Source organism: Streptomyces sp. NPDC086554 (assembly GCF_040686095.1).
GTDB lineage: Bacteria > Actinomycetota > Actinomycetes > Streptomycetales > Streptomycetaceae > Streptomyces.
In genome coordinates, this window is sequence record NZ_JBFBJK010000012.1 from 184,211 (window position 1) to 210,330 (window position 26,120).

Below are 26,120 nucleotides of genomic sequence, written 5' to 3' on the forward strand. Positions count from 1 at the left end.
GAGATGCCGTACGGCAGATGCCGTACGAGAAGTCAGGACGTACCGAAAATCAGGACTGCGGAAGCCCCGCCGTCGGCAGCCCCTCCGGCAGCTTCCCGCCCTCGGTCTTCGTGAACTGGTCCGTTCCGGAGCCCTCCCACTCGACCGACATCGACGTACCGTTGACGGACTCGACCGTGCCCTTGGTACGGCCCGAGTCGCCCTTGGCGCACTTGAGCTGGATGGTGTCGGCGCTCGCGGTGCCGCTGCACAGCACGTCCTCGCCGAGGAGCGTCGCCTTCTTGTCGGCGATCACCAGCGCGAGCGGGCTCCCGTCGGCGGTGGTGACCCAACTGCCCTCGACGCTCCCGTCCTTGGCGCCGGAGCCCTCCTCCGGCGTGTCGGACCCATCGGCCCCGGCGGACGAACCCGCCGAGCCCTTGTCCTCGCCCTTGCTCCCGCCGTCGTCACCGTCACTGCTGCAACCGGTCAGGACAAGGGCGGCGACAAGACCCGCCGCCGCGGCACCGATACGTACGTTCCGGACGCGCATGCGCACTGAATTCCCCCTAGCGACTGGCCGACTCCGCCGAATCGGCCGCCTCGGTCGATGAACGCGCGCCAAGCTACCAGGACGACTTGCGCACCCCGGGGAGGAATCCGGCGTGCGCTTGATCACGCAACTTCACCCGCGAAAGCCCGAACTTGCCCACGTATCCGCGCGGACGCCCGTCGACGCTGTCCCGGTTGCGTACGCGCGTGGCGCTCGCGTCCCGCGGCTGACGCGCCAACTCCGCCTGGGCGGCGGCACGTTCGGCATCACCGGTGGCGGGCCTGCGGATGATCTCCTTCAGCTCGGCCCGCCGCGCGGCGTACCGGGCGACGATCTCGCGCCGCTTCTCGTTCTTCGCGATCTTGCTCTTCTTCGCCATCAGACCCTCACCCCACGGGCACGGATCCGGGCGACGGCGGCCTCGACGCCGATGGCGTCGACGGTCTTGATGCCCTTGGCGCTGAGCCGCAGCCGCACATGGCGGCCCTCGCTCGGCAGCCAGTAGCGCTTGCTCTGGACGTTGACGTCGAACCGGCGCGACGTGCGCCGGTGCGAATGGGAGATCTGGTTGCCGAAGCCCGGCTTCGCGCCGGTCAGCTGGCAGTGGGCGGACATGGTGACGCACCTCTCGGTCGTGGGGAGGAGATCCCCGGTGGAACCGTTTTGAAAACGGGAGTCATTTTCATACACTAGCGGCATGGCTCGCAACGAACTCCGCCCCGTCATCAAGCTCCGGTCCACGGCCGGCACCGGGTACACGTACGTGACCCGCAAGAACCGCCGCAACGACCCCGACCGCATGACCCTGCGCAAGTACGACCCCGTCGTCGGGCGTCACGTCGATTTCCGAGAGGAGCGCTGACCGCCATGCGTAAGGACATCCACCCGCCGTACGGCCCGGTCGTCTTCCGCGACAAGTCCTCCGGCTTCGCCTTCCTCACCCGGTCCACCGCCACCAGCGAGAAGACCGTCGAGTGGGAGGACGGCCGCACGTACCCCGTCATCGACGTCGAGGTCTCGTCCGCGAGCCACCCCTTCTACACGGGCACGGCCAAGGTCCTGGACACCGCGGGCCGCGTGGAGCGGTTCGAGCGCCGCTACGGCGCGCGATGAGCTCCATGGATGCGACGAACTCGATGGACATCGCGATCGTCGGAGGCCTGCACTCCGACGCCCGCAAGCAGGCCGTCGACCGGCTCCTCACCACCGTCCCGGGCAGCGTCGCGCTCCACCACGACCTGGCGACGGCCGTGCACGGCACGGTCGTACGCACGGTGCGCGACGCCACCGGCGTGCTCTCCACCGGCGAGGCGCCGCTGGTCAACGACTGCGCGTGCTGCGCGCTGCGCGAGGACCTGGTGCCGGAGCTTGAACGGCTCGCGGACTCGGGGCTCACCCGGCTCGCGGTCGTCGAGCTGTGGGACTCCGTCGAGCCCAAGGCGATGGCCGAGGTGATCACGGCGCACGAGGGCCTGCGCCTGAGCGGCGTGATCACGGCCGTCGACCCGGCGCTGCTCCTGCCCTACCTCGGTAACGGCGACGACCTCCTGGAGGCCGGGCTCGCGGCCGCCGCGTCGGACCAGCGGACGGTCGCCGACACCTGGGCCCGCCAGCTCGAGTACGCCCCCGTGCTCGCCATCGCCGACTCTCCCGAAGCCGACGACGAGGACCGCGCGCTCCTCGCCCAGATCCACCCGACAGCCCGCCAGGTCCCGATCGGCGGTCATGGGGACCTGGCGGGCGCCGCGCTCGCCGGATTCGACGTCGAGGCGGCGGCCGCGGCGCAGCACCCGTCCTGTGCGCTGCTGCCGACCGATGCCGACGAGCACGGGGTCGCAACGCTCGTATGGCACCGGGACCGGCCCTTCCACCCGGAGCGGCTCTATCAGGCTCTGGAGGATCTGACCTGCGCGGCGGCGCGCAGCCGCGGCCGTTTCTGGCTGGCCGACCATCCGGACACGCTGCTCGGCTGGGACGCGGCCGGCGGTGCGCTGTGCGTGGAGAGCGCGGGGCCTTGGCTGGCCTCGCTGCCGGACGCCGCGTGGGAGATGGTGCCGCCGGTGCGGCGTGCGGCGGCCGCGCTCGACTGGCATCCGGAGCACGGCGACTGCTGCCAGCACCTGGTCTTCATCTCGCCCGGCCTGGACCGCGAAGGGCTCGAAGAGGTCCTGGAATCCTGCCTGTTGACCGACGAGGAGTACGCCGCAGGGCGCGACGCCTGGAAACACCTGCCCCCCGCCTTCGACACCCTCCTGGAGGTCTGAATGTCCCCCCGCAAGCAGTCCGCTCGCGTCCAGAAGCCCCGCCCCAACCCGCTGGACCAGGCGAAGATCACGTACATCGACTACAAGGACACGGATCTGCTCCGGAAGTTCATCTCGGACCGCGGCAAGATCCGCTCCCGTCGGGTCACCCGTGTCAGTGCCCAGCAGCAGCGGCTGCTGGCCCGGGCGATCAAGAACGCCCGGGAGATGGCGCTGCTGCCGTACGGCTCGGGCTCGTCGCGCTGAGGCATGGATCGCAATAGGTAGGCTTTTCCCTACGCTCAACTCGTAGGGAAAAGCCTACCTATTGTCGTTCCCATGAACATCACCCACGCCTCCTTCCTCACCGTCCCCGTCTCCGACCAGGACGCCGCCCTCCGCTTCTACGCGCTCTCCGGTCCGGGGATGGGTGGTTTCGCGCCCGGCTCCGCGCAGGGGATCATGCTCTGACGGCCATGGTCACCACCGGCGAGCGCCGGACCCCGCACAAGGCCCCCGGCCAGGTCCCGCACGAGGCCCCTGCTCAGGTTCAGCGCGAGGACCGACTGTTCGCCGCGCTCGCCAACGGCACCCGGCGCGAGGTACTCCGCCTCCTGCGCGACGAGGGCCCGCAGCCCGTCCAGGCGCTCGCCGATCATTTCGCCATGCGCCGTCCCAGCCTCTCCGAGCATCTGAAGGTGCTGCGCGACGCCGGTCTGGTGTCGGAGGAGCGGGCCGGGCGGCAGCGCATCTACCGCCTCGAAGCGGTGCCGCTCGCCGAGGTGCAGGAGTGGCTCACCCCGTACGAGCGTTTCTGGCGCGACAGGCTGAAGGGGCTCGGCGACCTGCTCGACCGGATGCCCGATGCTGAGCGTCCGGTGGGCTGACGCCGATCCCGCCAACCCGGTGGACTGGACCATCACGTGGACACTGGAACAGGAAGGGCGCGGTACACGTCTCTTCCTAGTACATGAAGGCTTCGACCCGGACGACCCGGCACAGATGATGGCGCGCAAGATCATGGACGGGGGCTGGCGTTCGCATGTCATGCGGGGGCTTGGGCAGGTGCTGACAGAGCTGTAATCGGGGGAACACCCCGCGTGCACGTGCATCTGCCCATGCATCGGCATGTGAACACAGCTATGATCCGGGAACAGTTGACCACTGCATCTAGAGCCACATCAGGCACTGCACCACCGGGGAGCGACCTGTGCACCACGTGTTTAACGGCATGGCGGCCACGGAGCTTCACGGGGTGGTCTGGCAGAAGAGCAGGCACAGCAACTCGCAGGGATCCTGCGTGGAGTTCGCGAAACTGCCCGGCGGCGACGTCGCCGTGCGCAACTCGCGGTTCCCCGACGGCCCGGCGCTCGTCTACACACGGGCGGAGATAGAGGCGATGCTGCTCGGCATGAAGGACGGGGAGTTCGACCACCTGATCGGTGGATAGCCCGCTGAATGGCGGCTGAAGGGTGGCCGGGCCGCCTACGACAGCGCGGCCGGCCCGCCTACGACAGCTGGCCTACGACAGTTGGAAGAGCGCCCAGACGACCTTGCCGCGCAGGGTGCCCGCGAGCGGGTGCCAGCCCCAGCTGTCGCTGAAGGAGTCCACCAGGAACAGGCCGCGGCCCGACTCGGCGGAGAAGTCGTCGTCCGTCTCGCGCGCCACCGGACTGTCGTCGCTGGGATCACGCACCGCGCACACCAGGCGCGAGGTCCAGCGCATCAGATGCAGCCGCACCGGCGGGGCCGTGTCACGCGGGGTGTCGGAGGGCAGCGCGTGTCTGAGGGCATTGGTGACGAGTTCGGAGACGACGAGGGCTATGTCGTCGAAGCGCTCTTCCAGTTCCCACTGGTCCAGCGTCTTGCGCGTGAACTGCCGTGCGCTGCCCACCGCTTCGTAGCGGGCGGGCAGGGAGCAGGATGCCGCGCTGGAGACCGCCGAGGGGTCGAGTGGGGGAAGCCCCTGCCGTAACGGCTCGAGCATGGTCGATCCATTCGTCCCCATGCGAGGCACTCCCCGGTTTCGCGGTACATAGCGATGGAGCGGTGGCGCGGTCGGTGGTACAGAGGTGGCGCGCGGACCATGGTTCCGAATGCGTACAGCAGATGCAAGGGCAGATGCACGTGCACGCGCCGGACTTGGCCGTTCCCGTGCCACTTCTTGCCTATTTCTTCCTACGACTTCTTGTGGAGGACTTCCGAAGGCTTTCCGTTTCTGTAACCGAACGAGTACGGCCTGAAGCGTTTAATGGCAGACTGCTGGCTTCCAAGTGATGGGGAGGATTGAGCGAAGTGACCGCAGGGGAGTCGAGCGGGTCGGTCGTACGGCGCATGCTCCTTGGCTCGCAACTCAGGCGCCTCAGGGAATCGCGCGGCATCACCCGTGAAGCGGCCGGCTACTCGATCCGCGCTTCCGAATCGAAGATCAGCCGCATGGAGTTGGGACGGGTGAGCTTCAAGTCCAGGGACGTCGAGGACCTGCTGACGCTGTACGGCGTCACCGAAGAGACCGAGCGTGTCGCTCTGCTCTCGCTCGCCAAGGAGGCCAACCTCGCGGGCTGGTGGCACAGTTACTCCGACGTCCTGCCCGGCTGGTTCCAGACCTATGTGGGTCTCGAAGGCGCCGCTTCGCTCATCCGTGTCTATGAAGTCCAGTTCGTCAACGGCCTGTTGCAGACCGAGGCGTACGCCCACGCGGTCGTCGCGCGCGGAATGAAGGGCGCGAGCAAGGCCGAGATCGAGCGTCGTGTCGCGCTCCGCCTTGAGCGTCAGAAGCTGCTCATCTCCGAGCGCGCTCCGCGCTTCCACTGCGTACTCGACGAGGCGGCACTGCGACGCCCGTACGGAGACCGGGAAGTGATGCGTGGTCAGATCCAGCATCTCATCGACATCTCAGAACGGCCGAATGTCACCCTTCAGGTGATGCCGTTCAGTTTCGGTGGGCACTCGGGCGAGAGCGGAGCGTTCACGATGCTGCGCTTCCCGGAATCGGACCTCTCGGACGTCGTGTACGTGGAGCAGCTGACCGGAGCCCTGTATCTCGACAAGACCGAGGAAGTGGCCCAGTACGAGCGAGTGGTGAGCCAGTTGCAGAGCGACAGCCCGAATCCGGCCGATAGCCGGGATCTTCTCCGTGGTCTACTCCAACTGACCTGAAACGTCAGTACGATGACGTGAAATCAGATGTCTGCACAGTCTGCGGCAAGGGGTCTCATGTCCTTCTTCACTGACCTGGCTCACCAGTACGTCGACGGTGAGTGGAAGGCCGGATCCGGCTCCTGGGACATCATCGACTTCGACCCGTACAACGGGGAGAAGCTGGCGTCGATCACCGTGGCCACGGCCGACGAGGTGGACCAGGCCTACCGGGCGGCCGAGCGTGCGCAGAAGGAGTGGGGCGCGACCAACCCCTACGCCAGACGTGCCGTCTTCGAGCGTGCCCTGCGCATCATCGAGGACCGCGAGGACGAGATATCCGAGGCGATAGTCGCCGAGCTGGGCGGCACCCGGCTCAAGGCCGCCTTCGAGCTCCACCTCACCAAGGAGTTCCTGCGCGAGGCCATCCATGTCGCGCTGCAGCCCGAGGGCCGCATCCTGCCGTCGCCCGACGACGGCAAGGAGAACCGCCTCTACCGCGTCCCGGTGGGCGTCGTCGGGGTCATCAGCCCCTTCAACTTCCCGCTCCTGCTCTCCCTCAAGACCGTCGCCCCTGCGCTCGCCCTGGGCAACGCGGTGGTGCTCAAGCCGCACCAGAACACGCCCGTGATGGGAGGCAGCTTCCTTGCCAAGCTGTTCGAGGACGCGGGGCTTCCGGCCGGTGTGCTGAACGTGGTCATCACCGACATAGCCGAGATCGGTGACGCGTTCATCGAACACCCGGTGCCGAGCGTCATCTCCTTCACCGGCTCGGACCGCGTCGGCCGTCACGTCGGCACGGTCTGCGCATCGAACTTCAAGCGCTCGGTCCTGGAACTCGGCGGCAACAGCGCCCTTGTCGTCCTGGACGACGCGGACATCGACTACGCCGTGGACGCGGCGGTCTTCAGCCGGTTCGTCCACCAGGGGCAGGTCTGCATGGCCGCCAACCGCATCCTCGTGGACCGGTCGCTGCAGGCGGAGTTCACCGAGAAGTTCGTCGAGAAGGTCGCGACCCTGAAGGTCGGCGACCCGGCGGACCCGGCGACCCACATCGGCCCGCTGATCAACTCCTCGCAGGCCGACGCGGTGATGAAGACCGTCGAGCAGACGGTCGCCTCGGGTGCGAAGGCGCTGATCCACGGCCGCGTCGAGGGCAACCTCGTGCACCCCACAGTCCTTGCTGACGTGCCGGCCGACTCCCCGGTCCTGCAGCAGGAGATCTTCGGCCCCGTCGCGATCCTGGTGCCCTTCGACGGCGAGGACGACGCCCTGCGCATCACCAACGACACCCCCTACGGGCTCAGCGGCGCCGTCCACACGGCCGACGTGGAGCGCGGTGTGCGGTTCGCGCAGCGGGTGAAGAGCGGCATGTTCCACGTGAACGACGGCACGGTGCACGACGAGCCGATCGTGCCCTTCGGCGGCGAGAAGAGCTCGGGCGTCGGGCGGCTGAACGGCGATTCGACGGTGGACGCGTTCACGACGCAGAAGTGGATCTCGGTACAGCACGGCAGGTCGCGCTTCCCCTTCTGAGTACGTCGTAGAACTCCCGGACCCTTGCGGACAGAACCTGACCGCAAGGGTCCGTAGCGTCAGTGGTGTCGGAAAGCCCGGCAGGCTCGACAGGCTCGGACAGGCCCTAAGGGCTGGCCAGGGGCTGGCTAGAGGGTCTCCTGCCCCTCGTCGTCGAGGTGTGCGGCCATCTCCGCCCGCAGGGCGTGCAGCTCCCGGAGCTGTTCCGGGGTGGGGGTGCCGTCGGCCGCGAGCGCGCGGTCGATGATGCGGACCGCGGCCGCGTGGTCCTCCTTGGACGCGCCGAGGAGTGTGGCCTGGTGCAGGGCACGCGCGTACCGCTCCTTGGGCACGGGCGCGTGCTCGAAGGAATCGGCGATGGGCTGCCCGATGCGGACGCAGTTGCCCGCCGGGTCCGTCATCAGGAACTGCCGCACGCCGTAGCTCATGTCCCGCACGGTCCCGATCCGGGGCAGGCCGCGGGTCGGGATCCGCCCGAGGGTCTGTTTGAGGCCGGCGCGGAAGGACGCGTGGAGGGCGTCCACGTCGTCGGTCAGGATGTAACAGGTGCTGTAGGAGGCCTTGGGGTCGTAGTCCTTCATCTGGAAGAACTGCAGTTCCATGTCGCCGCGCCGGACCACGCCGCACGGATTGGGCGCCTTCTGGCGGAAGGTCACCTCGAAACCGATGGCCTTGTAGAAGTCGAGTGTCTCGTCGAGCTTGTGGCAGGGGAACAAGGGGATCATTGTCTCGGCCATACCGCTACTCTAATCAAAGTTGATTAGAAAGAGAGGTGGCTTCATGTCGGCGATCCGACTCCTAGTCCTCGGTGCCGTCCGTCAGCACGGCCGCGCGCACGGCTATCAGGTGCGCAACGACCTGGAGTACTGGGGCGCCCACGAGTGGTCCAACGCCAAGCCCGGCTCGATCTACCACGCGCTGAAGCAGATGGCGAAGCAAGGCCTGCTGCACGCGCACGAGATCGCCCCGTCGACCGCCGGCGGGCCGCCGCGCACGGAGTACGAGATCACGGACGCGGGCACCGAGGAGTACTTCGCGCTGCTCCGGTCCGCCCTCACCTCGTACGACCAGCGGCCCGACATCCTCTCGGCGGGGCTCGGCTTCATCGTCGACCTGCCGCGCGAGGAGGCCGTCGAACTGCTCAAGGAGCGGGTGCGCAGCATCGAGGCGTGGCGCAGCTCCGTCACCGAGTACTACACGCCCGAGGAGGGCCCGGAGCAGCTCGGGCACATCGGCGAGATCATGAACCTCTGGGTGCACACGGCCGACGGGGGCGCGGAGTGGGCGCGCGGCCTGATCGAGCGCATCGAGGGCGGGGCCTACACGTTCGCGGGTGAGGGCGAGCCGTTCGTCGGGGTGCTCTCCGAGGGGCAGGAGAACCCGTACGCGACCGGGGAGCGGCATGCGGGGGACGAGCGTTGAGAGTCTCCCCGGATGTCCGTACCTGGGTCCGCTAATCAAGTTTGACGAATCCTGAATCCAGGAGTACCTTCCTTCGCGTTGGGCTTGTAGTCAAGTTTGACTACGGGTGGGGATCGGGCTCGGAGGGAGACGGATGACGGACGCGATCGTCGTCGAGGGAGCGCGGAAGCGGTACGGGGAGAAGCGGGCCCTGGACGGCCTGGACCTGACCGTCGGGTGCGGCACGGTGCACGGCGTGCTCGGCCCGAACGGTGCGGGCAAGACCACGGCGGTGCGGGTGCTCGCCACGCTGCTGCGGGCGGACGAGGGCCGCGTGGAGGTCGCGGGGTACGACGTGCGGCGGCACCCGGACGAGGTGCGCAGGCGGATCGGCCTGCTCGGTCAGCACGCGGCGCTCGACGAGGAGCTGAGCGGTCGGCAGAACCTGGAGATGTTCGGGCGGCTCTACCACCTGGGTGCCCGCCACGCGCGCGTGCGGGCCGACGAGCTCCTGGTCCGGTTCGGTCTCGGGGAGACGGGCCGCAAGGCGGTCAAGCAGTACAGCGGCGGCATGCGCCGCCGCCTGGACCTCGCGGCCTCGCTCATCACCGACCCCGAGGTGCTGTTCCTGGACGAGCCGACCACCGGCCTCGACCCGCGCGGCCGCACGGAGGTGTGGGACGCCGTCCGCTCGCTGGTGGACGGCGGCACGACGGTCCTGCTGACCACCCAGTACCTCGAAGAGGCCGACCAACTCGCGCACCGCATCTCGGTGGTCGACCACGGCCGCGTCATCGCGGACGGCACGGCGGACGAGCTGAAGTCGAAGATCGGCGGCGACCGGATCGACGTGGTGGTGCGGGACGCGGCTCAACTGGACGACGTGGCACGCCTGTTGCCCGGCGAAGCGGTCGTGGACGCCGACCGCAGGCTGGCGAGCGCACCGGTGGCGGACCGGATGGAGGCGCTCACCGGGGTCGTACAGGCGCTGCGGACGGCCGGCATCGAGGCCGAGGACATCGCGGTGCGCAGGCCGACGCTCGACGAGGTGTTCCTGCGCCTGACGGGACGTACCGAAGATCAGGAACGTATGAAGGAGGCCGTGTGAGTACGTCCATGACGAGTGCGCCGATGACGAGTACGCCGACGGGGCGGGGCACGGCGATCGGCTGGGCCGCGACCGACTCCTGGACCATGACCCGGCGCGAACTCGCGCACTGGGCGCGGCAGCCCGTGCAGGTCCTCGTCGGCCTGGTCTTCCCCGTGATGCTGCTGCTGATGTTCAACTACCTGATCGGCGGCGGAAAGGGCATCGCGGGCGACTACGCCGAGTTCCTGGTGCCCGGCATGTTCGCGCTGACCATGACCTTCGGCCTGGACGCCACGATGGTCGCGGTCACCCAGGACCTCAACAAGGGCGTGATCGACCGCTTCCGCTCCATGCCGATGACCAACGGGGCGGTCCTCGTGGGCCGTTCGGTCGCCGACATGCTGCAGTCACTCGCCTCGCTCCTGGTCATGATCGGCGTCGGCCTCGCGATCGGCTGGCGCTGGCACGGCTCCTTCGGGGCGGCGCTCGGCGCGGTGGGGCTGCTGCTCCTGCTGCGGTTCGCGATGCTGTGGATCGGCATCCACCTGGCGATGGTCGCGGGCAAACCGGAGCTGGTGGCGGCCGTGCAGATCCTGGTCTGGCCGGTCGGTTTCCTCTCCAACGCCTTCACGGTCCCGCAGAACATGCCGGACTGGCTGGGCGCGGTGGTCGAGTGGAACCCGATGTCGGCGACGGCCACGGCGGTGCGCGACCTCTTCGGCAACGACCCCGGAGTGGTGGGCACTTCATGGGCGGCGGGGCACGCGGGTCTCCTTGCCGTGGTGTGGCCCGTGGTGCTCGTGGGGGTGTTCCTGCCACTGGCGGTACGGAAGTTCGGCGCGCTCAGCAAGTAGTGGGCCATCAGCTGCCCTAGGGCCTGTCCGATGGGTCAGGCCCTAGTGGTGGAATCCCGTGGCCGCATCCCGGTCCCGGGTGAACGGGTGCGGCTGGCGGCGCAGTTCGGGCAGCAGGCGCCGCAGGTCCGCGAGGAACAGCTCCGCGAGGTCGGCCGAGAAGCCGTTGCGGCAGACCACGCGGAGCACCGCCAGATCCTCACGGTGGGCGGGGAAGGTGTACGCGGGCACCAGCCAGCCGTGCTCGCGCAGCCGCCGGGACACGTCGAAGACGTCGTACGCCTGCACGCCGTCGAGCGTCGTGAAGGCGAACACCGGCAGCTGGTCGCCGCGCGTGATCAGCCGGAAGTCGCCGAGGGCCTCGACGCGTTCGGCGAGCCCGCGGGCGACGTTCCGGCTCGCCTGCTGCACGGCCCGGTAGCCGTCCCTGCCCAGGCGCAGGAACGTGTAGTACTGCGCGACGACCTGTGCGCCGGGCCGGGAGAAGTTCAGCGCGAACGTCGGCATGTCACCGCCGAGGTAGTTCACCCGGAACACCAGCTCCTCCGGCAGCGCGTCCGCGTCCCGCCACAGAGCCCAGCCGACGCCCGGATAGACCAGGCCGTACTTGTGGCCCGACGTGTTGATCGACGCCACCCTCGGCAGCCGGAAGTCCCACTCCAGGTCCTCGTCGATGAAGGGCGCGATCATCCCGCCGGACGCGGCGTCGACGTGCACGGGGATGTCGAGGCCGGTGCGCTCCCGGAGGGCGTCGAGCGCCGCGCAGAGCTCGGCGACCGGCTCGTACGAACCGTCGAAGGTCGAGCCGAGCACGGCCACCACGCCGATCGTGTTCTCGTCGCAGAGCTCGGCGGCGGCCTCGGGGCCCAGATGGAAACGGTCGCCCTCCATGGGGACCTGGCGCGCCTCGACCTCCCAGAAGTTGCAGAACTTGTCCCAGCAGACCTGGACGTTGACGCCCATGACGAGGTTCGGGCGGGCGCCGGTGGAGGGGTAGCGGTCGCCGTTCTTCTTGATCCAGCGGCGCTTGAGCGCCATCCCGGCGAGCATGCACGCCTCGCTCGACCCGGTCGTCGAGCAGCCGACGGCCGCCGTCGGGACCGGCGCGTGCCACAGGTCGGCGAGCATCGCCACGCACCGCCGCTCCAGCGCGGCGGTGTGCGGGTACTCGTCCTTGTCGATCATGTTCTTGTCCCGGCACTCCGCCATCAGGACATCGGCCTGCGGCTCCATCCAGGTGGTGACGAAGGTGGCGAGGTTGAGCCGCGCGTTACCGTCCAGCATCAGCTCGTCGTGCACCAGCTGGTACGCCGTCATGGGCGGCAGCGGTCCTTCGGCGAGACGGTGCTTGGGCGGCGCCTGGGTCATGCCGCCGACCGGATCGGCCTCTCCGTAGAAGGGGTTCACCGCGAGAGGGCGCTCCTTGGAGTCGCCGTCGGGGTCCTCGCTGCGGTGGAACGGCATGGGCGGTCTCCTCAAGGCTGAGGTTTTCTGCCCCGGTACGGGGCTTTTATGCCTTTGCTGGCGAGGATATGGCCCGCTGCCGGGGCCTGCACTTGCACCTCACGTGGCGTGAGGACACAGGCTGAGGTGCGTACCGAGAGAGAGGCGGGAGCCATGAGCTACTCCGTGGGACAGGTCGCCGGATTCGCCGGAGTGACGGTGCGCACGCTGCACCACTACGACGAGATCGGCCTGCTCGTACCCAGCGAGCGCAGCCACGCGGGCCACCGGCGCTACAGCGACGCCGACATGGACCGGCTGCAGCAGGTCCTGTTCTACCGGGAGCTCGGCTTCCCCCTCGACGAGGTGGCGGCCCTCCTGGACGACCCGGACACGGACCCGCGCGAGCATCTGCGCCGCCAGCACGGGTTGCTGACCGCCCGGATCACCAAGCTCCAGGAGATGGCCGCCGCCGTCGAGACCGCCATGGAGGCGAAGAAGATGGGCATCAACCTCACGCCCGAGGAGAAGTTCGAGGTCTTCGGGGACCACGATCCCGACCAGTACGCGGAGGAGGTCGAGCAGCGCTGGGGCGACACAGAGGCCTATCGCGAGTCGCAGCGCAGGGCCGCCTCGTACACCAAGGACGACTGGAAGCGGCTCAACGACGAGGCCGCGGCGATCAACGCCCGCATGAGCGACCTGCTCGACCGGGGCCTGCCCGCGGACTCCGTGGAGGCGATGGACGTCGCGGAGGAACACCGCCGCTTCATCTCGCGCTTCCACTATGACTGCTCGTACGAGATCCACACCTGTCTCGGCGAGATGTACGTGGCGGACGAGCGGTTCACGGCCACCTACGAGGCGATCCATCCGGGGCTCGCGGTCTACACGCGGGACGCGATCCTGGCGAACGCGGCGCGGCAGTAGTCACTGTTCCTGAGCCACTGTTCCTGAGTCACGGTTCCTGGACGATCACCGCGGCGGTCCCGTAGGCGCACACTTCCGTGCCCACGTCGGCCGCCTCGGTGACGTCGAACCGCATCATGAGGACGGCGTTCGCCCCACGCGCGCGTGCCTGCTCGATGAGCCGCTCCATGGCCTGGTTCCGGGTCTCCACCAGCGTCTTCGTGAGGCCCTTCAGCTCTCCGCCGATCATGGACTTGAGGCCGGCTCCGATCTGGCTGCCGATGTGCCGGGAGCGGACGGTGAGGCCGAAGACCTCACCGATAACCTGTTGTACGCGGTAGCCCGGTACGTCGTTCGTCGTCACGACCAGTACGTCGGACTGCGGACTGAGGCCGCCGCCGAAATCTTCGATACCCATGGCACACAGCTTTGTCCCAGGTGGCGCACAGTGCACCCTGGGAAGTGCAGTGGAACCTGGGCACGTCACCTCGCGTTGATAGCTTTGGGCGGCCGTCCCCGCCGCATCGACCTCTCACCCTCAGGAGCCCGGAACCGTGACGACGCTTGCGCTCGGACCAAGCTGGCTGGATCCGGATTACCTCCTGAACACGTTCGGGGTCTGGGGCCTGCTCGCGATCGTCTTCGCCGAGTCCGGCCTGCTCATCGGCTTCTTCCTGCCGGGTGACTCGCTGCTGTTCACGACGGGCCTGCTGATCACGACGAAGCAGCTGGACTTCCCGCTCTGGCTCTGTGTCGTCCTCATCTGCATCGCCGCGATCCTCGGCGACCAGGCGGGCTACCTCTTCGGCAAGAAGGTCGGCCCGGCGCTCTTCAACCGCCCGGACTCCAAGCTGTTCAAGCAGGAGAACGTGGTCAAGGCGCACGAGTTCTTCGAGAAGTACGGCCCGAAGTCCCTGGTCCTGGCCCGCTTCGTGCCCATCGTGCGCACGTTCACGCCGATCATCGCGGGCGTCAGCGGCATGCGGTACCGCTCGTTCATCACGTTCAACATCATCGGCGGCGTCCTGTGGGGCGCCGGCGTCACGATGCTCGGCGCGTGGCTGGGCAACGTCGAGTTCGTGCACAAGAACATCGAGGCGATCCTCATCCTGATCGTCCTGATCTCGGTGGTCCCGATCCTGATCGAGTTCCTGCGGGCACGCGGCAAGTCCAAGAAGGCCTCCGCGGCCGAGGGCGAGGTCCCCGGAGCGGTCCCGCAGGCCCCGCGCGGCCGTCACGCCAAGCGGTAATACCCCTAGAAGCATGCCAAGCGGTAATACCCCTAGAAGCCGCGCGTCCGCTTGGCCGCGCGGCGGTTCGCCGCGGACGTGGCGCCCGGCACCTTGAGGATCATCCGGGAGATCTCGCTTCCCAAGTTCACGCCGATCGCGATGGCCAGGGCTGTCGCGGCGGCCTTGGTGAGCGAGTTGAGGCCCGTGGTCATGTCGTTCTGGGCCAGCGCCAGCAGGCCGAAGTAGATCGCGCTGCCGGGCAGCAGCGGGCCGATCGCCGCCGTGACGTACGGCAGCGACGAGACGAACCGGTAGCGGGAGAAGAGCTGCCCGAACAGGCCCACGAGCCCGGCGGCGATCGCCGTCGCCGCCACGGGCGAGAGCTCCAGCGGGGTCTGCGCGAGGGCGCCGAACATCACCCAGGCGATTCCGCCGTTGAGGGTCACGATCAGCACGGTGTGACGTTCCTGCTGGAGCAGGATCGCGAAGGCGAGGCTCAGCGCCATCGATGCCAGGATCTGGATCACCGGGCGCGATGTGGTCTCCAGGAACGCCGTCTCCGGCCGCAGGCTGGTCGCGTCGAGCATCACGCCGAGGGACAGCACCAGCAGCACGCCGCAGACGATGCCCACGACGAGGTAGCAGACCTCCAGGAGGCGTGCCGCCGCCGTGATGTAGTAGCCGGTCAGACCGTCCTGTACGCCGGCCACCAGGGCCCGCCCCGGGATCAGCGCGAACAGCCCACCGGTGATCACCGCGGAGGCCCTGACCTCCTGGGAGTGCAGGAGGCTGAGCGTCACGCCCATCGCGGCGGGCGGCATCGCGGCCACCACGAACTGGTAGAACTCCGGAAGACCGCGCCCCGCGCACAGCCAGGCGAGACGGTCGCCGAGCATCGCGCCGAACGCCGCGATCACGAAGACGAGGACGCCACCGCCGACGAGCACGGAAGCCGACCCCGCGAGCAGCCCGCTCGCCGCCGTCAGCGCCCAGCCGGGGTAGGGGTGGCGGTTACGGCGGATCGCGGCCAGGCGCCGGTAGGCCTCCTCCAGGGAGACCTCGATGTCCGTGTCGCTGATGTCGTCCACCAGCTGGAAGACCGCCGCGAGCCGCGTGTAGTCGGTGCCCCGGCGGCGTACCGTCCTGGAGGCCGTGACCGGGTCCTCCACCAGGGACGGCTGGTGCGAGATCGAGAGCAGCGTGAACGTCACGGTCGGCTCGCAGCGGTCGAGGCCGTAGCTGCGGCAGACGGCGAACATCGCCGCCTCCACGTCCTCGGCGCCCTCACCGCCCGCGAGCAGCAGCTCGCCGATACGCAGCGTCAGGTCGAGCACGCGCGGCACGGCGGGCCCGGTCTCGTCCTCGTGCCTCTGCGACGCCTCCGGAGTGGGCCGCTCGGTGATCGGCATGCGCAGCATCGTGCGCATCTGGTCCTGCCAGGGCACTTCCTTGGTGAGCTTCACCAGGGGGAGGCCGTGCGGGGGCGTGAAGGCCGTCGGCGCGTTGCGGGCGCTGTAGGTGTGCGGCGGGGTGAACGCCGACTTCTCGGTCTCCTGGGTCGTCGACGAGGGGCTTGCCAGACCCGTCGGGACGGCGAACTCGGACGTCGTCTGCGATTCGTCCTCGGGCACCGGGGGCTGCGGCACTACACCGGTGGGCTGGGTGAACGCGCTGTGTGCCTCGTCCGACTGTGGCTTGCGGTCCTCCGCATCCTGCTGATCAGCCACCTACTTCAGCCTCATTCCCACATACGAACCCTTGTGCACCTCCAGTACGAACAGTATGCGCGGGGATACGCGAACGGGCCGCGCGGTCCTGGTGAAGACCGCGCGGCCCGTCAGAGGCGGGGGAGGGCCGGGTCAGTGACCCTGGGCCTCGGCGCGCTTGTACGACTTCTCGATCTCGGCCTCGGCGTCCGCGCGGCCGACCCAGTCGGCGCCCTCGACGGACTTGCCGGGCTCCAGGTCCTTGTAGACCTCGAAGAAGTGCTGGATCTCCAGGCGGTCGAACTCGGAGACGTGGTGGATGTCGCGCAGGTGCTCCACGCGGGGGTCGGAGGCCGGCACGCAGAGCAGCTTGTCGTCGCCGCCCGCCTCGTCGGTCATCCGGAACATGCCGATCGCGCGGCACTTGATGAGGCAGCCCGGGAAGGTCGGCTCGTCCAGGATGACGAGGGCGTCCAGCGGGTCACCGTCCTCGCCGAGGGTGTTCTCGACGAAGCCGTAGTCCGCGGGGTAGCTGGTCGACGTGAAGAGGCGACGGTCCAGGCGGATCCGGCCGGTCTCGTGGTCCACCTCGTACTTGTTCCGCGAACCCTTCGGAATCTCGATGGTGACGTCGAACTCCACGGGTGGCTCCTCCATGATCAGCACATACTTCGGGTGGTTAAGTGTCCCTCACGCAGAAGTGTGATCGCGAAAGGGGCTGGTCGTCGTGCCTGAGCTCAAGCCTTGGCAGCAGACCCGGCAGCTATTGAGGCAGCTTCCGAAGCCTTCGGCTCCCAAGCTCCCGGGTGCTCTCAAATCTCCTGCGAAACTCAAGACCTGGCAGCTCACGGCGGGTGCCGCCACCGTCGGACTCGCTGTCGCGGCCGGGGCGGTGGCCGCGGCCGGCCCTTGGGACTCCTCCGGTCAGCGTACGGCCGAGCGGGACTGGGCCGCTTCTCAGGAGGCCGGGGGTGGCACAGATCACGGAGCGGGCGCCGCTGGACGAGCGCCCGAAAGCGCCCCGAGCGCCCCTTCCGTGCTCAGCGGGCTCGGCGCTCCCGCCGGTTCCGCGAAGGGCGGCGCGGCGCCCGTGCCGAACGGGAAGGCGCTCGCGGGGGTCCTCGACCCGCTGATGAAGGACAAGGCCCTCGGCCCGGAGCGCTCGGCCGTCGTCGTCGACGCGGACACCGGGGAGCGGGTCTACGGCAAGGGGGTGGGCGAGACCCTGACGCCCGCCTCCACCACGAAGATCGCCACGGCGGTGGCGGCGCTGGCGGCCGCGGGCGCGGACCACCGCATCACCACGAAGACGGTGATCGAGCCGGACTCGAAGGACGTCGTCCTGGTCGGCGGCGGCGATCCAACGCTCACCGCCCGCAAGGACGGTCCGTACGCCGGGAGCTCGGCGAGCCTGCGCGAGTTGGCCGAGGACACCGCGCGCGCCCTGAAGGACAAGGGCGTCGACAAGGTGACTGTGTCGTACGACACCTCGCTGTACGCCGGGCCTTCGCAGCACCCCATCGGGCCGAACGAGAACCTCTCCCAGGTCACCGCGCTGATGGCCGACGAGGGCCGCCTCGACGACTCCGCGAGCGGGCCGGCCCCGCGCTCGGGCGACCCGGCGAAGGACGCGGCGAAGAAGTTCGCGGACCTCCTGAAGGACCACGGCATCGAGACGAAGAAGGACCCCGGCCCGGCGAAGGCGTCCGGCCGGGCGGAATCCCTCGCCAAGGTCGAGTCGCCGCCGCTCTCGTCCCTGGTCGAGCGGATGCTGACGCACAGCGACAACGACATCGCGGAGGCCCTGGCCCGCCAGACGGCGCTCGCCGCGAAGGAGCCTGCGAGCTTCGACGGCGCGTCCAAGGCGATCTCCGCCGAGCTGAGCAAGGTCCGGCTGCCGCTGGCCGGGGCGAAGTTTGCCGACGGCAGCGGCCTCGACCGGGCCGACCGGATCTCCGCCGAGCTGCTCGCCGCGCTCCTCGACCGCGCCGCCGACCCGGCCCACCCCGAACTGCGCTCGGTGGTCACGGGCCTCCCCGTGGCGGGCTTCACGGGCACGCTGGTCGACCGCTACCCCAAGGACTCCCCTGGCACCGGCGTCGTACGCGCCAAGACCGGCACGCTCACGGGCGTGAACACCCTGGCGGGCACGGTCGTGAACGCGGACGGCCGCCTCCTGGTCTTCGCTTTCATGACAACGGGCACGACAGACCCGAAGAAAGCCCAGGCGGCCTTGGACGGGATGGCTTCGGCGGTGGCGGGATGCGGGTGCAGGTAAGCGCGCCCCGAAGGGGCGCCCATAGAGGCGGGGCGGCGTCCCAGTCCCTAGGGGAAAGGTCAGGGCCCCAACCTCCTCCGCAGCCGGACACGACCACGTACCGTTGACGCATGACGAGCATCGGTGGTGCGGAGATGGTCGACTGGAATCTCGCGGTGGCGACCGCGACCCGGCTGGTACGGCCGGGTCCAGAAGTGAGCCGGGACGAGGCGCGAGCCATCGTCGCCGAGCTCCGCAAGCATGCCAAGTCCTCGGAGGAGCACGTCCGTTCCTTCACCCGGATGGGGACGGGCGACATCCATGACACCCCGGTGCTCGTCGTCGACCGGGCCGGATGGATCCGGGCGAACGTGGCGGGGTTCCGGGAGATCCTCAAGCCGCTGCTCGACAAGATGCAGGACCGCCGCGGCGGCGGCCCCGGCGGCGCCATGCTCGGCGCGGTCGGCGGCAAGGTGACGGGCGTCGAGCTGGGCATGCTGCTCTCCTTCCTCGCCTCGCGCGTCCTCGGGCAGTACGAGACCTTCGCCCCGGCCACCCGCGACCTCCCGGCGGGGGAGAACGGCGGCGGCAGGCTCCTCCTCGTGGCGCCGAACATCGTGCACGTCGAGCGCGAACTGGACGTCGATCCCCACGACTTCAGGCTCTGGGTCTGTCTGCACGAGGAGACGCACCGCACCCAGTTCTCCGCGGTGCCCTGGCTGCGCGACCACCTGGAGGGGGAGATCCAGTCATTCCTCTCCGAGACCGACGTCGACCCGATGACGTTCCTCGAGCGCATCAGGGAAGCCGCCCAGTCGCTCGCCGGCGGCCGCCCCGAGGGCGAGGAGGACGACGGTGGCCGCTCCATCGTCGAGCTCGTCCAGACCCCCGCCCAGCGGGAGATCCTCGCCCGCCTCACGGCCGTCATGTCGCTCCTCGAGGGCCACGCGGACTTCGTGATGGACGGCGTCGGCCCCGATGTGGTGCCGTCGGTCGGCGAGATCCGTGAGAAGTTCCAGCAGCGCCGCGCACGCGGGGCGAGCCGCCTCGACCAGGCCCTGCGCAAGCTGCTCGGACTCGACGCGAAATTGCGCCAATACCGGGACGGCGAGCGTTTCGTCCGAGCCGTCGTCGGCGAGGTCGGAATGGACGGCTTCAACCGGGTGTGGACTTCGCCGAACACCCTGCCCACCAAGGCGGAGATCGCCAAACCGGCGGACTGGGTCGCGAGGGTGCACCGTAAGGGAGAGTGAGGGACTGGATGCGGCCGATGGCAGGAGAACGCCCCCGCAATCACCCGTCCGAGGGACCGTGAGCCATGGGTAGGCGTGCAATGCTCGGGGAACGGCTCGGCTCTGTCACCATCGACACACTCTGAGTGACTAACCTCATGAGGTCTGACTGAGGCCCGATCTCCTGAGCGGTCCTGAGTGACAGGTCCGAGGCTCACCCCCGAACTTCATGAAGGGAACCGGACATGGGTCCCCATCCTGCGGTCGCGGCGATACGCCTGGCGGTCCGCCGCGTACTCCACGACGTACTGACCGACGTACAGCGCACCGACCTCCAGCGTCCCGACGCACAGCGCCCCCACGGGTCGCGTCCCGACGCACGGCGCAACCCCGAGCGCGTCCCCCCACCGACCTCCCGCCTCCACCCTCCACGCGAGCAGGCCGCCCCGCCACTCGTGCTCGTCGCATGCTCCGGTGGCGCCGACTCCATGGCGCTCGCCTCCGCCCTCGCCTTCGAGGCCCCCAAGCTGGGCATCCGCGCCGGCGGCGTCACCGTCGACCACCGGCTGCAGGACGGCTCCGACCTCCGCGCCGCCGAGGTCGTCAGCCGCCTCACCGCGCTCGGCCTCGACCCCATCGAGTCCGTGGCCGTGGACGTAGGCCGGGACGGCGGCCCCGAAGCCGCGGCCCGCGACGCGCGGTACGCCGCCCTCGACGCCGCCGCCGAGCGGCACGGCGCCGCCGCGATCCTGCTCGGCCACACCCGCGACGACCAGGCGGAGACGGTTCTGCTGGGCCTCGCCCGCGGCTCCGGCATCCGCTCCCTGTCCGGGATGGCGGCCGTCTCCGGCGGGCCCGGCGCCGATCGCCGCTACCGCCGCCCGTTCCTGCACATCGACCGGCAGACCGCCCGCAAGGCCTGCATGGTCCAGTCGCTGCCCGTCTGGGACGACCCGCACAACACCGACCCCGCCTACACCCGCTCCCGGCTCCGGCACGAAGGACTGCCCGCCTTGGAGAAGGCGCTCGGCAAGGGCGTGGTGGAGGCTCTCGCCCGTACGGCCCAGTTGTCCCGGGACGACGCCGACGCCCTGGACCACTGGGCCGCGCAGGCCGAAGCCTCCGTGCGCGACGCCACGGGACTCCTGGAGTGCGCCAAGCTCTACGCCCTGCCGCCCGCCGTACGCCGCAGGATCGTGCGCCGCGCGGCCATCGATGCGGGCTCCCCGGCCGGTGCGCTGTTCGCCCGGCACATCGAGGAGATCGACCGGCTGATCACCGGCTGGCGCGGTCAGGGAGCCATCAATCTGCCGGGCAAAGTCGTGGCTCAGCGCCAGGGTGGCAGACTGGTTATCCGGCAAGGCTGTTGACCGAGGGGCCTCTGGTCCCCGCGCAGCCGGTGGGACGGACGACCGAAAGTGATGCGGGTGGACGCGAAAGACATGGGCACCGACCTTCAGTCGGTGCTCATCACCAAGGAAGAGATCGACGCGAAGCTGGCTGAGCTGGCCGCGAAGATCGACGCGGAGTACGCGGGCAAGGACCTGCTGATCGTCGGAGTCCTCAAGGGCGCCGTGATGGTCATGGCGGACCTGGCGCGTGCGCTGTCCACCCCGCTCACCATGGACTGGATGGCTGTGTCGTCGTACGGCGCGGGCACCCAGTCCTCCGGTGTGGTGCGGATCCTCAAGGACCTGGACACCGACATCAAGGGCAAGCACGTCCTGATCGTCGAGGACATCATCGACTCCGGTCTGACGCTGTCCTGGCTGCTCTCCAACCTCGGCTCGCGCGAGCCTGCCTCCTTGAAGGTGTGCACGCTCCTTCGCAAGCCGGAGGCGGCCAAGGTCGCGATCGACGTGGAGTGGGTCGGCTTCGACATCCCGAACGAGTTCGTCATCGGGTACGGCCTGGACTACGCGGAGAAGTACCGCAACCTGCCGTTCGTCGGCACGCTCGCCCCGCACGTCTACGGCGGCTGAGCGGGAACCCTCACCCGGTTCCCCGCGTTGAAGCATGCGAAGACGGGTTTGTCAGCCGTCCCGTGCGGCTTCGGGTGACAATGCTGGGGTACCGTCCGAAGAACAGTCTTTATCAAACTCACTATGGCAGGAGGGACGGGGCGTCATCGCTCCGTATGGATGGACGTGAAGCGATACTTCCGTGGGCCAGTCATGTGGATCGTGCTGGCCGTCCTTGCCGTGGTCGTGTTGATGCAGGTCGTCGGTTCGTCCGGCGGCTACAAGACGGTTGACACCGGCCAAGTGGTGCAGGCGATCAACGACGACAAGGTCGAGTCGGCCAAGCTCACCACCGGTGACGAGCGGACCATCAAGGTCGAGCTCAAGGATGGCCAGAAGGTCAAGGACAGCAGCAAGATCCAGGCGAGCTACATCGGCGACCAGGGCGTCGCCATCGCCAACACCTTGCAGGAGAAGTTCGAGGACAAGAAGATCCCGGACGGTTACACCGTCTCGGAGTCGAAGCAGAACCCGTTCGTCGGCATTCTTCTTTCCCTGCTCCCCTTCGTCCTCATCGTCGTCGTCTTCCTGTTCCTGATGAATCAGATGCAGGGCGGCGGCTCCCGGGTCATGCAGTTCGGGAAGTCCAAGGCCAAGCTCATCACCAAGGACACCCCGAAGACGACCTTCTCCGATGTGGCGGGGTCCGACGAGGCCGTCGAAGAACTCCACGAGATCAAGGAGTTCCTCCAGGAGCCGGCCAAGTTCCAGGCCGTCGGCGCCAAGATTCCCAAGGGTGTGCTGCTCTACGGCCCGCCCGGTACGGGCAAGACGCTGCTCGCGCGCGCCGTCGCGGGCGAGGCGGGCGTCCCCTTCTACTCGATCTCCGGTTCCGACTTCGTCGAGATGTTCGTCGGTGTCGGTGCATCCCGAGTGCGTGACCTCTTCGAGCAGGCCAAGGCGAACGCCCCGGCGATCGTCTTCGTCGACGAGATCGACGCGGTGGGTCGCCACCGTGGCGCCGGTCTCGGCGGCGGCCACGACGAGCGCGAGCAGACGCTCAACCAGCTGCTCGTCGAGATGGACGGCTTCGACGTGAAGGGCGGCGTCATCCTGATCGCCGCCACGAACCGGCCCGACATCCTCGACCCGGCACTCCTTCGCCCCGGCCGTTTCGACCGGCAGATCGCGGTCGACCGCCCGGACATGCAGGGCCGTCTGGAGATCCTCAAGGTTCACCAGAAGGGCAAGCCGGTCGCCCCGGACGTCGACCTGGGCGCGGTCGCCCGGCGTACGCCCGGTTTCACGGGCGCCGACCTGTCGAACGTGCTGAACGAAGCGGCGCTCCTGACGGCGCGCAGCGACAAGAAGCTGATCGACAACCTGTCGCTCGACGAGGCGATCGACCGTGTCGTGGCGGGCCCGCAGAAGCGGACCCGGATCATGTCCGACAAGGAGAAGAAGATCACCGCGTACCACGAGGGCGGACACGCCCTGGTCGCGGCGGCTTCCCCGAACTCGGACCCGGTGCACAAGATCACGATCCTGTCCCGCGGCCGGGCCCTGGGTTACACCATGGTCCTGCCCGAAGAGGACAAGTACTCGACCACGCGCAACGAAATGCTCGACCAGCTCGCGTACATGCTGGGCGGGCGCGCGGCCGAGGAGCTCGTCTTCCACGACCCGACGACGGGCGCGGCGAACGACATCGAGAAGGCGACCGCCACCGCGCGTGCCATGGTCACGCAGTACGGCATGACCGAGCGGCTCGGCGCGATCAAGTTCGGCGGCGACAACACCGAGCCGTTCCTGGGGCGCGAGATGTCGCACCCGAGGGACTACTCGGAAGAGGTCGCGGCGCTGGTCGACGAAGAGGTCAAGAAGCTCATCGAGACCGCGCACAACGAGGCCTGGGAGATCCTCGTCGAGAACCGCGACGTTCTCGACAACCTGGTCCTCCAGCTCCTTGAGAAGGAGACCCTCAACAAGGAGCAGATCGCCGAGGTCTTCGCCGGCATCGTGAAGCGCCCGGCCCGCCCGGCGTGGACCGGTTCCTCGCGGCGTACGCCCTCGACCCGCCCGCCGGTGCTCTCCCCCAGGGAGCTGTCGCTGACGAACGGTGCGAACGGCACGCCGGCGGTCACTGCCGGCGCGACGGAGGCCCAGTCCCTCGAGAAGGCCCCTGAGGACCGACCCGAGAGCTGACCCCGAGCGCCTCAGCAGGCCCGGAATGGATGCTGCGCCCCCCTGGTTTTAGCCTGGGGGGCGCAGTTTTTTCGTACGCACTCGCGCGCAGGAACGCAGAACGCAAGGAACGAGGCACAGATGACCGACCCCGTGACGCTGGACGGCGAGGGCACGATCAGCGAGTTCGACGAGAAGCGAGCTGAGAACGCCGTGCGCGAGCTGCTGATCGCGGTCGGGGAGGACCCGGACCGCGAGGGCCTGCGGGCGACTCCCGGTCGCGTGGCACGCGCGTACAGGGAGATATTCGCCGGCCTGTGGCAGAAGCCCGAGGACGTCCTGACGACGACGTTCGACCTCGGTCATGACGAGATGGTCCTGGTGAAGGACATCGAGGTCATGAGCAGCTGTGAGCACCATCTGGTGCCGTTCGTCGGTGTCGCCCACGTCGGCTACATCCCGTCGACCGACGGCAAGATCACCGGCCTGTCGAAGCTCGCCCGCCTCGTGGACGTGTACGCCCGCCGTCCGCAGGTGCAGGAGCGGCTGACCACGCAGATCGCGGACTCCCTGATGCAGATCCTGGAGCCGCGCGGCGTCATCGTGGTCGTCGAGTGCGAGCACATGTGCATGACGATGCGCGGCGTGCGGAAGCCGGGCGCCAAGACCATCACGTCGGCCGTGCGCGGTCAGCTGCGTGACCCCGCGACGCGCAACGAGGCGATGAGCCTGATCATGGCGCGATAGCGCTGCGGCGGGCGATGGGCCGTAGAGGCCTTCAGGCCGCGGGGGCCGCCCCGCCGTTCTGGCCGTCCTCGTCGGTGTCCTCGGGGAGCTTGCAGACGCGCTCCATGAAGAAGGCGGCCGCTATCACGGCGATGCCTGCCACGACCGAGAAGCCGGCGTAGATCGCCTGGTCCCGGCGGGCCGGGACGTCCAGGTACTCCAGGAGGAAGGCACCCGTGCCGCCGTACATGCCGGCGACGAGGGCCGCCACCAGGGCGCTCGCCTGGCCGAATACGACCGCGCGGGCGGCCATCAGCGGTTCGACGCCCTTCGCGCCGGGGCGTCGCTCGCGCTGGGCGCGCAGCCGGGAGCGCAGCGAGAGTGCCGTCGCGAGCAGCACCGCGGCGATCGCCGCGAGCACGATGGGCGCGGCGAGCGGGACCCTCGGCAGCGTGCCGAGCGAGTCCCAGAGCCGGGCGCCGGCCCAGGACAGCACTCCGGCCACCACGAAGAGGCCGGCCAGTGTCCTGATGCGCAGCTGCTTCACGGATGACCCTTCGTCGTTGTGCGGATCCGCGTCGTACGGACCGTCGTACGGATCTTCGTTGTGCGGACCCGATGACCCTAACGACTACTCGGGCAGCCGGAGTTCCAGGTCGACACGGGGCTTGACGCCCTCGCGGGTGACCGCGGCGAGCAGCTCGGCGACCGGGCCGCGGCCGACCAGCTGTGCGTCCGGCTCCACGTCGTACCAGGGCGCCAGGACGAAGGCCCGCTCGTGCGCCCGGGGGTGGGGCAGCGTGAGGACCGGGTCGTCCGACACCACGTCCGCGTACGCCACGATGTCGACGTCGATGGTGCGGGGACCCCAGCGCTCGTCCCGGACCCGGTGGAAGGCCTCCTCGACCGCCTGCGCCCGCTCCAGGAGCGAGGAGGGCGGCAGGGTCGTCTTCACCACCACGACCGCGTTGAAGTACGACGGCTGGCTGCCCGGCTCGACGCCCCAGGGCTCGGTCTCGTACACCGGAGAGACCGCTTTGACGCGCAGGCCGGGGGTGTCCTCCAGGGCGTCGACGGCGCCCTGCAGGTTCTCCAGGCGGTTGCCGAGATTGCTGCCGAGGGAGATCACGGCGCGCTTGGGGTTGGAGAGGGTCGTGTCGGCGGCGTCCACCTGCTCCACAACGGCCGTGGGCACCGGCTGGACGGTCGGATCGCTCTGCCCTTGCGTGGAAAACGCGGTCATACTCGGCTCCGGGTGATGGTGACGGTCACATCGTCGAAGGGGACGGTGATCGGGGCGTCCGGTTTGTGGACGCACACCTCGACCTCCAGGACTCCGTCGTGCTTCAGACACGTCTGGGCGATGCGCTCGGCGAGCGTCTCGATGAGGTCCACGGGCTCGCCCTCGACGACGGCCACGACCTCCTCCGCCACGACGCCGTAGTGCACGGTCTTCGACAGGTCGTCGTCGGCGGCGGCCGCACGGGTGTCCAGGCCAAGGACCAGGTCCACGATGAAGGTCTGGCCCTCTTCGCGTTCCCGCGGAAAGACACCGTGGTGCCCACGGGCCTTGAGGCCGCGCAGCGCGACACGATCCACGCGAATCACTCCTGCAATCGTCGGTATCGGCGGGCCTGTGCCGAGTGCGGTCGGCACACCAGCCTCGATCGAATCTA

The 26,120-nt window shown here is 68.9% G+C and carries 32 protein-coding genes and 1 pseudogene; 21 read left to right on the plus strand and 12 right to left on the minus strand.

Annotation, left to right across the window (positions count from 1 at the left end):
• Positions 1 to 49: 49 nt before the first annotated feature.
• The 3 genes from AB0O76_RS21710 to rpmB all read right to left on the minus strand — a co-directional run bounded on the left by AB0O76_RS21710 (position 50) and on the right by rpmB (position 1,147).
• Positions 50 to 532 carry a hypothetical protein gene (locus AB0O76_RS21710; protein WP_365493568.1) on the minus strand — a complete coding sequence of 161 codons (483 nt, stop codon included), beginning with the start codon at positions 530 to 532 and terminating at the stop codon, positions 50 to 52.
• A gap of 73 nt (positions 533 to 605) precedes the next feature.
• The gene (rpsN, locus tag AB0O76_RS21715; RefSeq protein WP_365493570.1) at positions 606 to 911 is read right to left on the minus strand and encodes a 30S ribosomal protein S14; all 306 of its coding nucleotides are present in this window, start codon (positions 909 to 911) and stop codon (positions 606 to 608) included.
• Positions 911 to 1,147, minus strand: a complete 237-nt coding sequence (rpmB, locus tag AB0O76_RS21720; RefSeq protein WP_135330562.1) for a 50S ribosomal protein L28 — start codon at positions 1,145 to 1,147, stop codon at positions 911 to 913. Before rpmB ends, rpsN begins: the two co-directional genes overlap by 1 nt.
• A gap of 82 nt (positions 1,148 to 1,229) precedes the next feature.
• On the opposite strand from rpmB, the gene rpmG reads away from it, so the two are divergent.
• From rpmG to AB0O76_RS21760, 8 genes and pseudogenes are all read left to right on the plus strand, one after another.
• Positions 1,230 to 1,394 carry a 50S ribosomal protein L33 gene (gene rpmG, locus AB0O76_RS21725; RefSeq protein ID WP_003999141.1) on the plus strand — a complete coding sequence of 55 codons (165 nt, stop codon included), beginning with the start codon at positions 1,230 to 1,232 and terminating at the stop codon, positions 1,392 to 1,394.
• Between the two features lie 5 nt (positions 1,395 to 1,399).
• Positions 1,400 to 1,645 (plus strand): type B 50S ribosomal protein L31, encoded by a 246-nt coding sequence (locus tag AB0O76_RS21730; RefSeq protein ID WP_365493575.1) that lies wholly within the window; start codon positions 1,400 to 1,402, stop codon positions 1,643 to 1,645.
• 5 nt (positions 1,646 to 1,650) lie between these two features.
• Positions 1,651 to 2,796: a GTP-binding protein gene (locus AB0O76_RS21735; protein ID WP_365493578.1), complete on the plus strand. Its 1,146-nt coding sequence runs from the start codon at positions 1,651 to 1,653 to the stop codon at positions 2,794 to 2,796.
• A complete protein-coding gene (rpsR, locus tag AB0O76_RS21740; RefSeq protein WP_365493581.1) occupies positions 2,797 to 3,042 on the plus strand; it encodes a 30S ribosomal protein S18 in 246 nt (81 codons plus the stop codon). It abuts the gene before it with no gap.
• A gap of 72 nt (positions 3,043 to 3,114) precedes the next feature.
• Positions 3,115 to 3,246 carry a hypothetical protein gene (locus AB0O76_RS21745; RefSeq protein ID WP_365493583.1) on the plus strand — a complete coding sequence of 44 codons (132 nt, stop codon included), beginning with the start codon at positions 3,115 to 3,117 and terminating at the stop codon, positions 3,244 to 3,246.
• Between the two features lie 5 nt (positions 3,247 to 3,251).
• Positions 3,252 to 3,662, plus strand: a complete 411-nt coding sequence (locus AB0O76_RS21750) for a metalloregulator ArsR/SmtB family transcription factor (protein ID WP_365493586.1) — start codon at positions 3,252 to 3,254, stop codon at positions 3,660 to 3,662.
• Positions 3,640 to 3,858, plus strand: a pseudogene (locus AB0O76_RS21755) (SRPBCC domain-containing protein); the annotation flags it as partial. The gene AB0O76_RS21750 and the pseudogene AB0O76_RS21755, both read left to right, overlap by 23 nt.
• Positions 3,859 to 3,985: 127 nt before the next feature.
• Positions 3,986 to 4,225 carry a DUF397 domain-containing protein gene (locus AB0O76_RS21760; protein ID WP_360774291.1) on the plus strand — a complete coding sequence of 80 codons (240 nt, stop codon included), beginning with the start codon at positions 3,986 to 3,988 and terminating at the stop codon, positions 4,223 to 4,225.
• 72 nt (positions 4,226 to 4,297) lie between these two features.
• Here the strand turns inward: AB0O76_RS21760 and AB0O76_RS21765 are convergent, their stop codons facing one another.
• Positions 4,298 to 4,783, minus strand: a complete 486-nt coding sequence (locus AB0O76_RS21765) for an ATP-binding protein (RefSeq protein ID WP_365493590.1) — start codon at positions 4,781 to 4,783, stop codon at positions 4,298 to 4,300.
• 287 nt (positions 4,784 to 5,070) lie between these two features.
• Here AB0O76_RS21765 and AB0O76_RS21770 point away from each other — a divergent pair, with 287 nt between their 5' ends.
• Both AB0O76_RS21770 and AB0O76_RS21775 read left to right on the plus strand, forming a co-directional pair.
• Positions 5,071 to 5,934 carry a helix-turn-helix transcriptional regulator gene (locus AB0O76_RS21770; protein WP_365493593.1) on the plus strand — a complete coding sequence of 288 codons (864 nt, stop codon included), beginning with the start codon at positions 5,071 to 5,073 and terminating at the stop codon, positions 5,932 to 5,934.
• A 57-nt stretch (positions 5,935 to 5,991) separates the two neighbouring features.
• Positions 5,992 to 7,449 (plus strand): aldehyde dehydrogenase family protein, encoded by a 1,458-nt coding sequence (locus tag AB0O76_RS21775; protein ID WP_365493596.1) that lies wholly within the window; start codon positions 5,992 to 5,994, stop codon positions 7,447 to 7,449.
• Positions 7,450 to 7,577: 128 nt separating this feature from the next.
• Here the strand turns inward: AB0O76_RS21775 and AB0O76_RS21780 are convergent, their stop codons facing one another.
• A complete protein-coding gene (locus AB0O76_RS21780; protein ID WP_365493599.1) occupies positions 7,578 to 8,186 on the minus strand; it encodes a VOC family protein in 609 nt (202 codons plus the stop codon).
• 43 nt (positions 8,187 to 8,229) lie between these two features.
• Here AB0O76_RS21780 and AB0O76_RS21785 point away from each other — a divergent pair, with 43 nt between their 5' ends.
• The 3 genes from AB0O76_RS21785 to AB0O76_RS21795 all read left to right on the plus strand — a co-directional run bounded on the left by AB0O76_RS21785 (position 8,230) and on the right by AB0O76_RS21795 (position 10,794).
• Positions 8,230 to 8,871 (plus strand): PadR family transcriptional regulator, encoded by a 642-nt coding sequence (locus AB0O76_RS21785; RefSeq protein WP_365493602.1) that lies wholly within the window; start codon positions 8,230 to 8,232, stop codon positions 8,869 to 8,871.
• A gap of 133 nt (positions 8,872 to 9,004) precedes the next feature.
• A complete protein-coding gene (locus tag AB0O76_RS21790) occupies positions 9,005 to 9,958 on the plus strand; it encodes an ATP-binding cassette domain-containing protein (RefSeq protein ID WP_365493605.1) in 954 nt (317 codons plus the stop codon).
• 8 nt (positions 9,959 to 9,966) lie between these two features.
• Positions 9,967 to 10,794 carry an ABC transporter permease gene (locus AB0O76_RS21795; RefSeq protein ID WP_365493851.1) on the plus strand — a complete coding sequence of 276 codons (828 nt, stop codon included), beginning with the start codon at positions 9,967 to 9,969 and terminating at the stop codon, positions 10,792 to 10,794.
• A gap of 42 nt (positions 10,795 to 10,836) precedes the next feature.
• Here the strand turns inward: AB0O76_RS21795 and AB0O76_RS21800 are convergent, their stop codons facing one another.
• Positions 10,837 to 12,258 (minus strand): glutamate decarboxylase, encoded by a 1,422-nt coding sequence (locus tag AB0O76_RS21800; protein ID WP_365493608.1) that lies wholly within the window; start codon positions 12,256 to 12,258, stop codon positions 10,837 to 10,839.
• A gap of 153 nt (positions 12,259 to 12,411) precedes the next feature.
• Here AB0O76_RS21800 and AB0O76_RS21805 point away from each other — a divergent pair, with 153 nt between their 5' ends.
• Positions 12,412 to 13,167 (plus strand): MerR family transcriptional regulator, encoded by a 756-nt coding sequence (locus AB0O76_RS21805; protein ID WP_365493611.1) that lies wholly within the window; start codon positions 12,412 to 12,414, stop codon positions 13,165 to 13,167.
• 28 nt (positions 13,168 to 13,195) lie between these two features.
• On the opposite strand, the gene AB0O76_RS21810 is transcribed toward AB0O76_RS21805, so the two are convergent.
• A complete protein-coding gene (locus AB0O76_RS21810; protein WP_365493613.1) occupies positions 13,196 to 13,564 on the minus strand; it encodes a YbjQ family protein in 369 nt (122 codons plus the stop codon).
• A 136-nt stretch (positions 13,565 to 13,700) separates the two neighbouring features.
• Between AB0O76_RS21810 and AB0O76_RS21815 the strand changes: the two genes are divergently transcribed.
• Positions 13,701 to 14,396 (plus strand): VTT domain-containing protein, encoded by a 696-nt coding sequence (locus AB0O76_RS21815; protein WP_365493615.1) that lies wholly within the window; start codon positions 13,701 to 13,703, stop codon positions 14,394 to 14,396.
• Positions 14,397 to 14,428: 32 nt separating this feature from the next.
• Here AB0O76_RS21815 and AB0O76_RS21820 read toward each other — a convergent pair whose 3' ends face one another.
• Both AB0O76_RS21820 and AB0O76_RS21825 read right to left on the minus strand, forming a co-directional pair.
• Positions 14,429 to 16,105: a threonine/serine exporter family protein gene (locus AB0O76_RS21820; RefSeq protein WP_365493618.1), complete on the minus strand. Its 1,677-nt coding sequence runs from the start codon at positions 16,103 to 16,105 to the stop codon at positions 14,429 to 14,431.
• A 132-nt stretch (positions 16,106 to 16,237) separates the two neighbouring features.
• Positions 16,238 to 16,726, minus strand: a complete 489-nt coding sequence (locus tag AB0O76_RS21825; RefSeq protein WP_135330561.1) for an inorganic diphosphatase — start codon at positions 16,724 to 16,726, stop codon at positions 16,238 to 16,240.
• Positions 16,727 to 16,811: 85 nt separating this feature from the next.
• Between AB0O76_RS21825 and dacB the strand changes: the two genes are divergently transcribed.
• The 6 genes from dacB (at position 16,812) to folE (ending at position 24,465) form a co-directional block, all read left to right on the plus strand.
• Positions 16,812 to 18,362: a D-alanyl-D-alanine carboxypeptidase/D-alanyl-D-alanine-endopeptidase gene (gene dacB / locus AB0O76_RS21830; RefSeq protein WP_365493620.1), complete on the plus strand. Its 1,551-nt coding sequence runs from the start codon at positions 16,812 to 16,814 to the stop codon at positions 18,360 to 18,362.
• A 110-nt stretch (positions 18,363 to 18,472) separates the two neighbouring features.
• On the plus strand, positions 18,473 to 19,594 hold the full coding sequence (locus tag AB0O76_RS21835; RefSeq protein ID WP_365493623.1) for a zinc-dependent metalloprotease: 1,122 nt from the start codon (positions 18,473 to 18,475) through the stop codon (positions 19,592 to 19,594).
• Between the two features lie 224 nt (positions 19,595 to 19,818).
• Entirely contained in the window at positions 19,819 to 20,943 is a 1,125-nt protein-coding gene (gene tilS / locus AB0O76_RS21840; RefSeq protein WP_365493626.1) for a tRNA lysidine(34) synthetase TilS, read from the plus strand.
• A gap of 51 nt (positions 20,944 to 20,994) precedes the next feature.
• Positions 20,995 to 21,555: a hypoxanthine phosphoribosyltransferase gene (hpt, locus tag AB0O76_RS21845; RefSeq protein WP_135330538.1), complete on the plus strand. Its 561-nt coding sequence runs from the start codon at positions 20,995 to 20,997 to the stop codon at positions 21,553 to 21,555.
• 159 nt (positions 21,556 to 21,714) lie between these two features.
• Positions 21,715 to 23,739: an ATP-dependent zinc metalloprotease FtsH gene (gene ftsH / locus AB0O76_RS21850; RefSeq protein WP_365493630.1), complete on the plus strand. Its 2,025-nt coding sequence runs from the start codon at positions 21,715 to 21,717 to the stop codon at positions 23,737 to 23,739.
• Positions 23,740 to 23,859: 120 nt separating this feature from the next.
• Complete coding sequence (gene folE / locus AB0O76_RS21855; RefSeq protein ID WP_365493633.1) at positions 23,860 to 24,465, plus strand: GTP cyclohydrolase I FolE; 606 nt, start codon at positions 23,860 to 23,862, stop codon at positions 24,463 to 24,465.
• Between the two features lie 31 nt (positions 24,466 to 24,496).
• On the opposite strand, the gene AB0O76_RS21860 is transcribed toward folE, so the two are convergent.
• From AB0O76_RS21860 to folB, 3 genes are all read right to left on the minus strand, one after another.
• Positions 24,497 to 24,991: a DUF3180 domain-containing protein gene (locus AB0O76_RS21860; RefSeq protein ID WP_365493636.1), complete on the minus strand. Its 495-nt coding sequence runs from the start codon at positions 24,989 to 24,991 to the stop codon at positions 24,497 to 24,499.
• An 84-nt stretch (positions 24,992 to 25,075) separates the two neighbouring features.
• Complete coding sequence (gene folK / locus AB0O76_RS21865; RefSeq protein WP_365493639.1) at positions 25,076 to 25,687, minus strand: 2-amino-4-hydroxy-6-hydroxymethyldihydropteridine diphosphokinase; 612 nt, start codon at positions 25,685 to 25,687, stop codon at positions 25,076 to 25,078.
• Positions 25,684 to 26,043, minus strand: coding sequence for a dihydroneopterin aldolase (gene folB / locus AB0O76_RS21870; protein WP_365493642.1), 360 nt, complete (start codon positions 26,041 to 26,043; stop codon positions 25,684 to 25,686). Before folB ends, folK begins: the two co-directional genes overlap by 4 nt.
• Between the last annotated feature and the right edge of the window lie 77 nt (positions 26,044 to 26,120).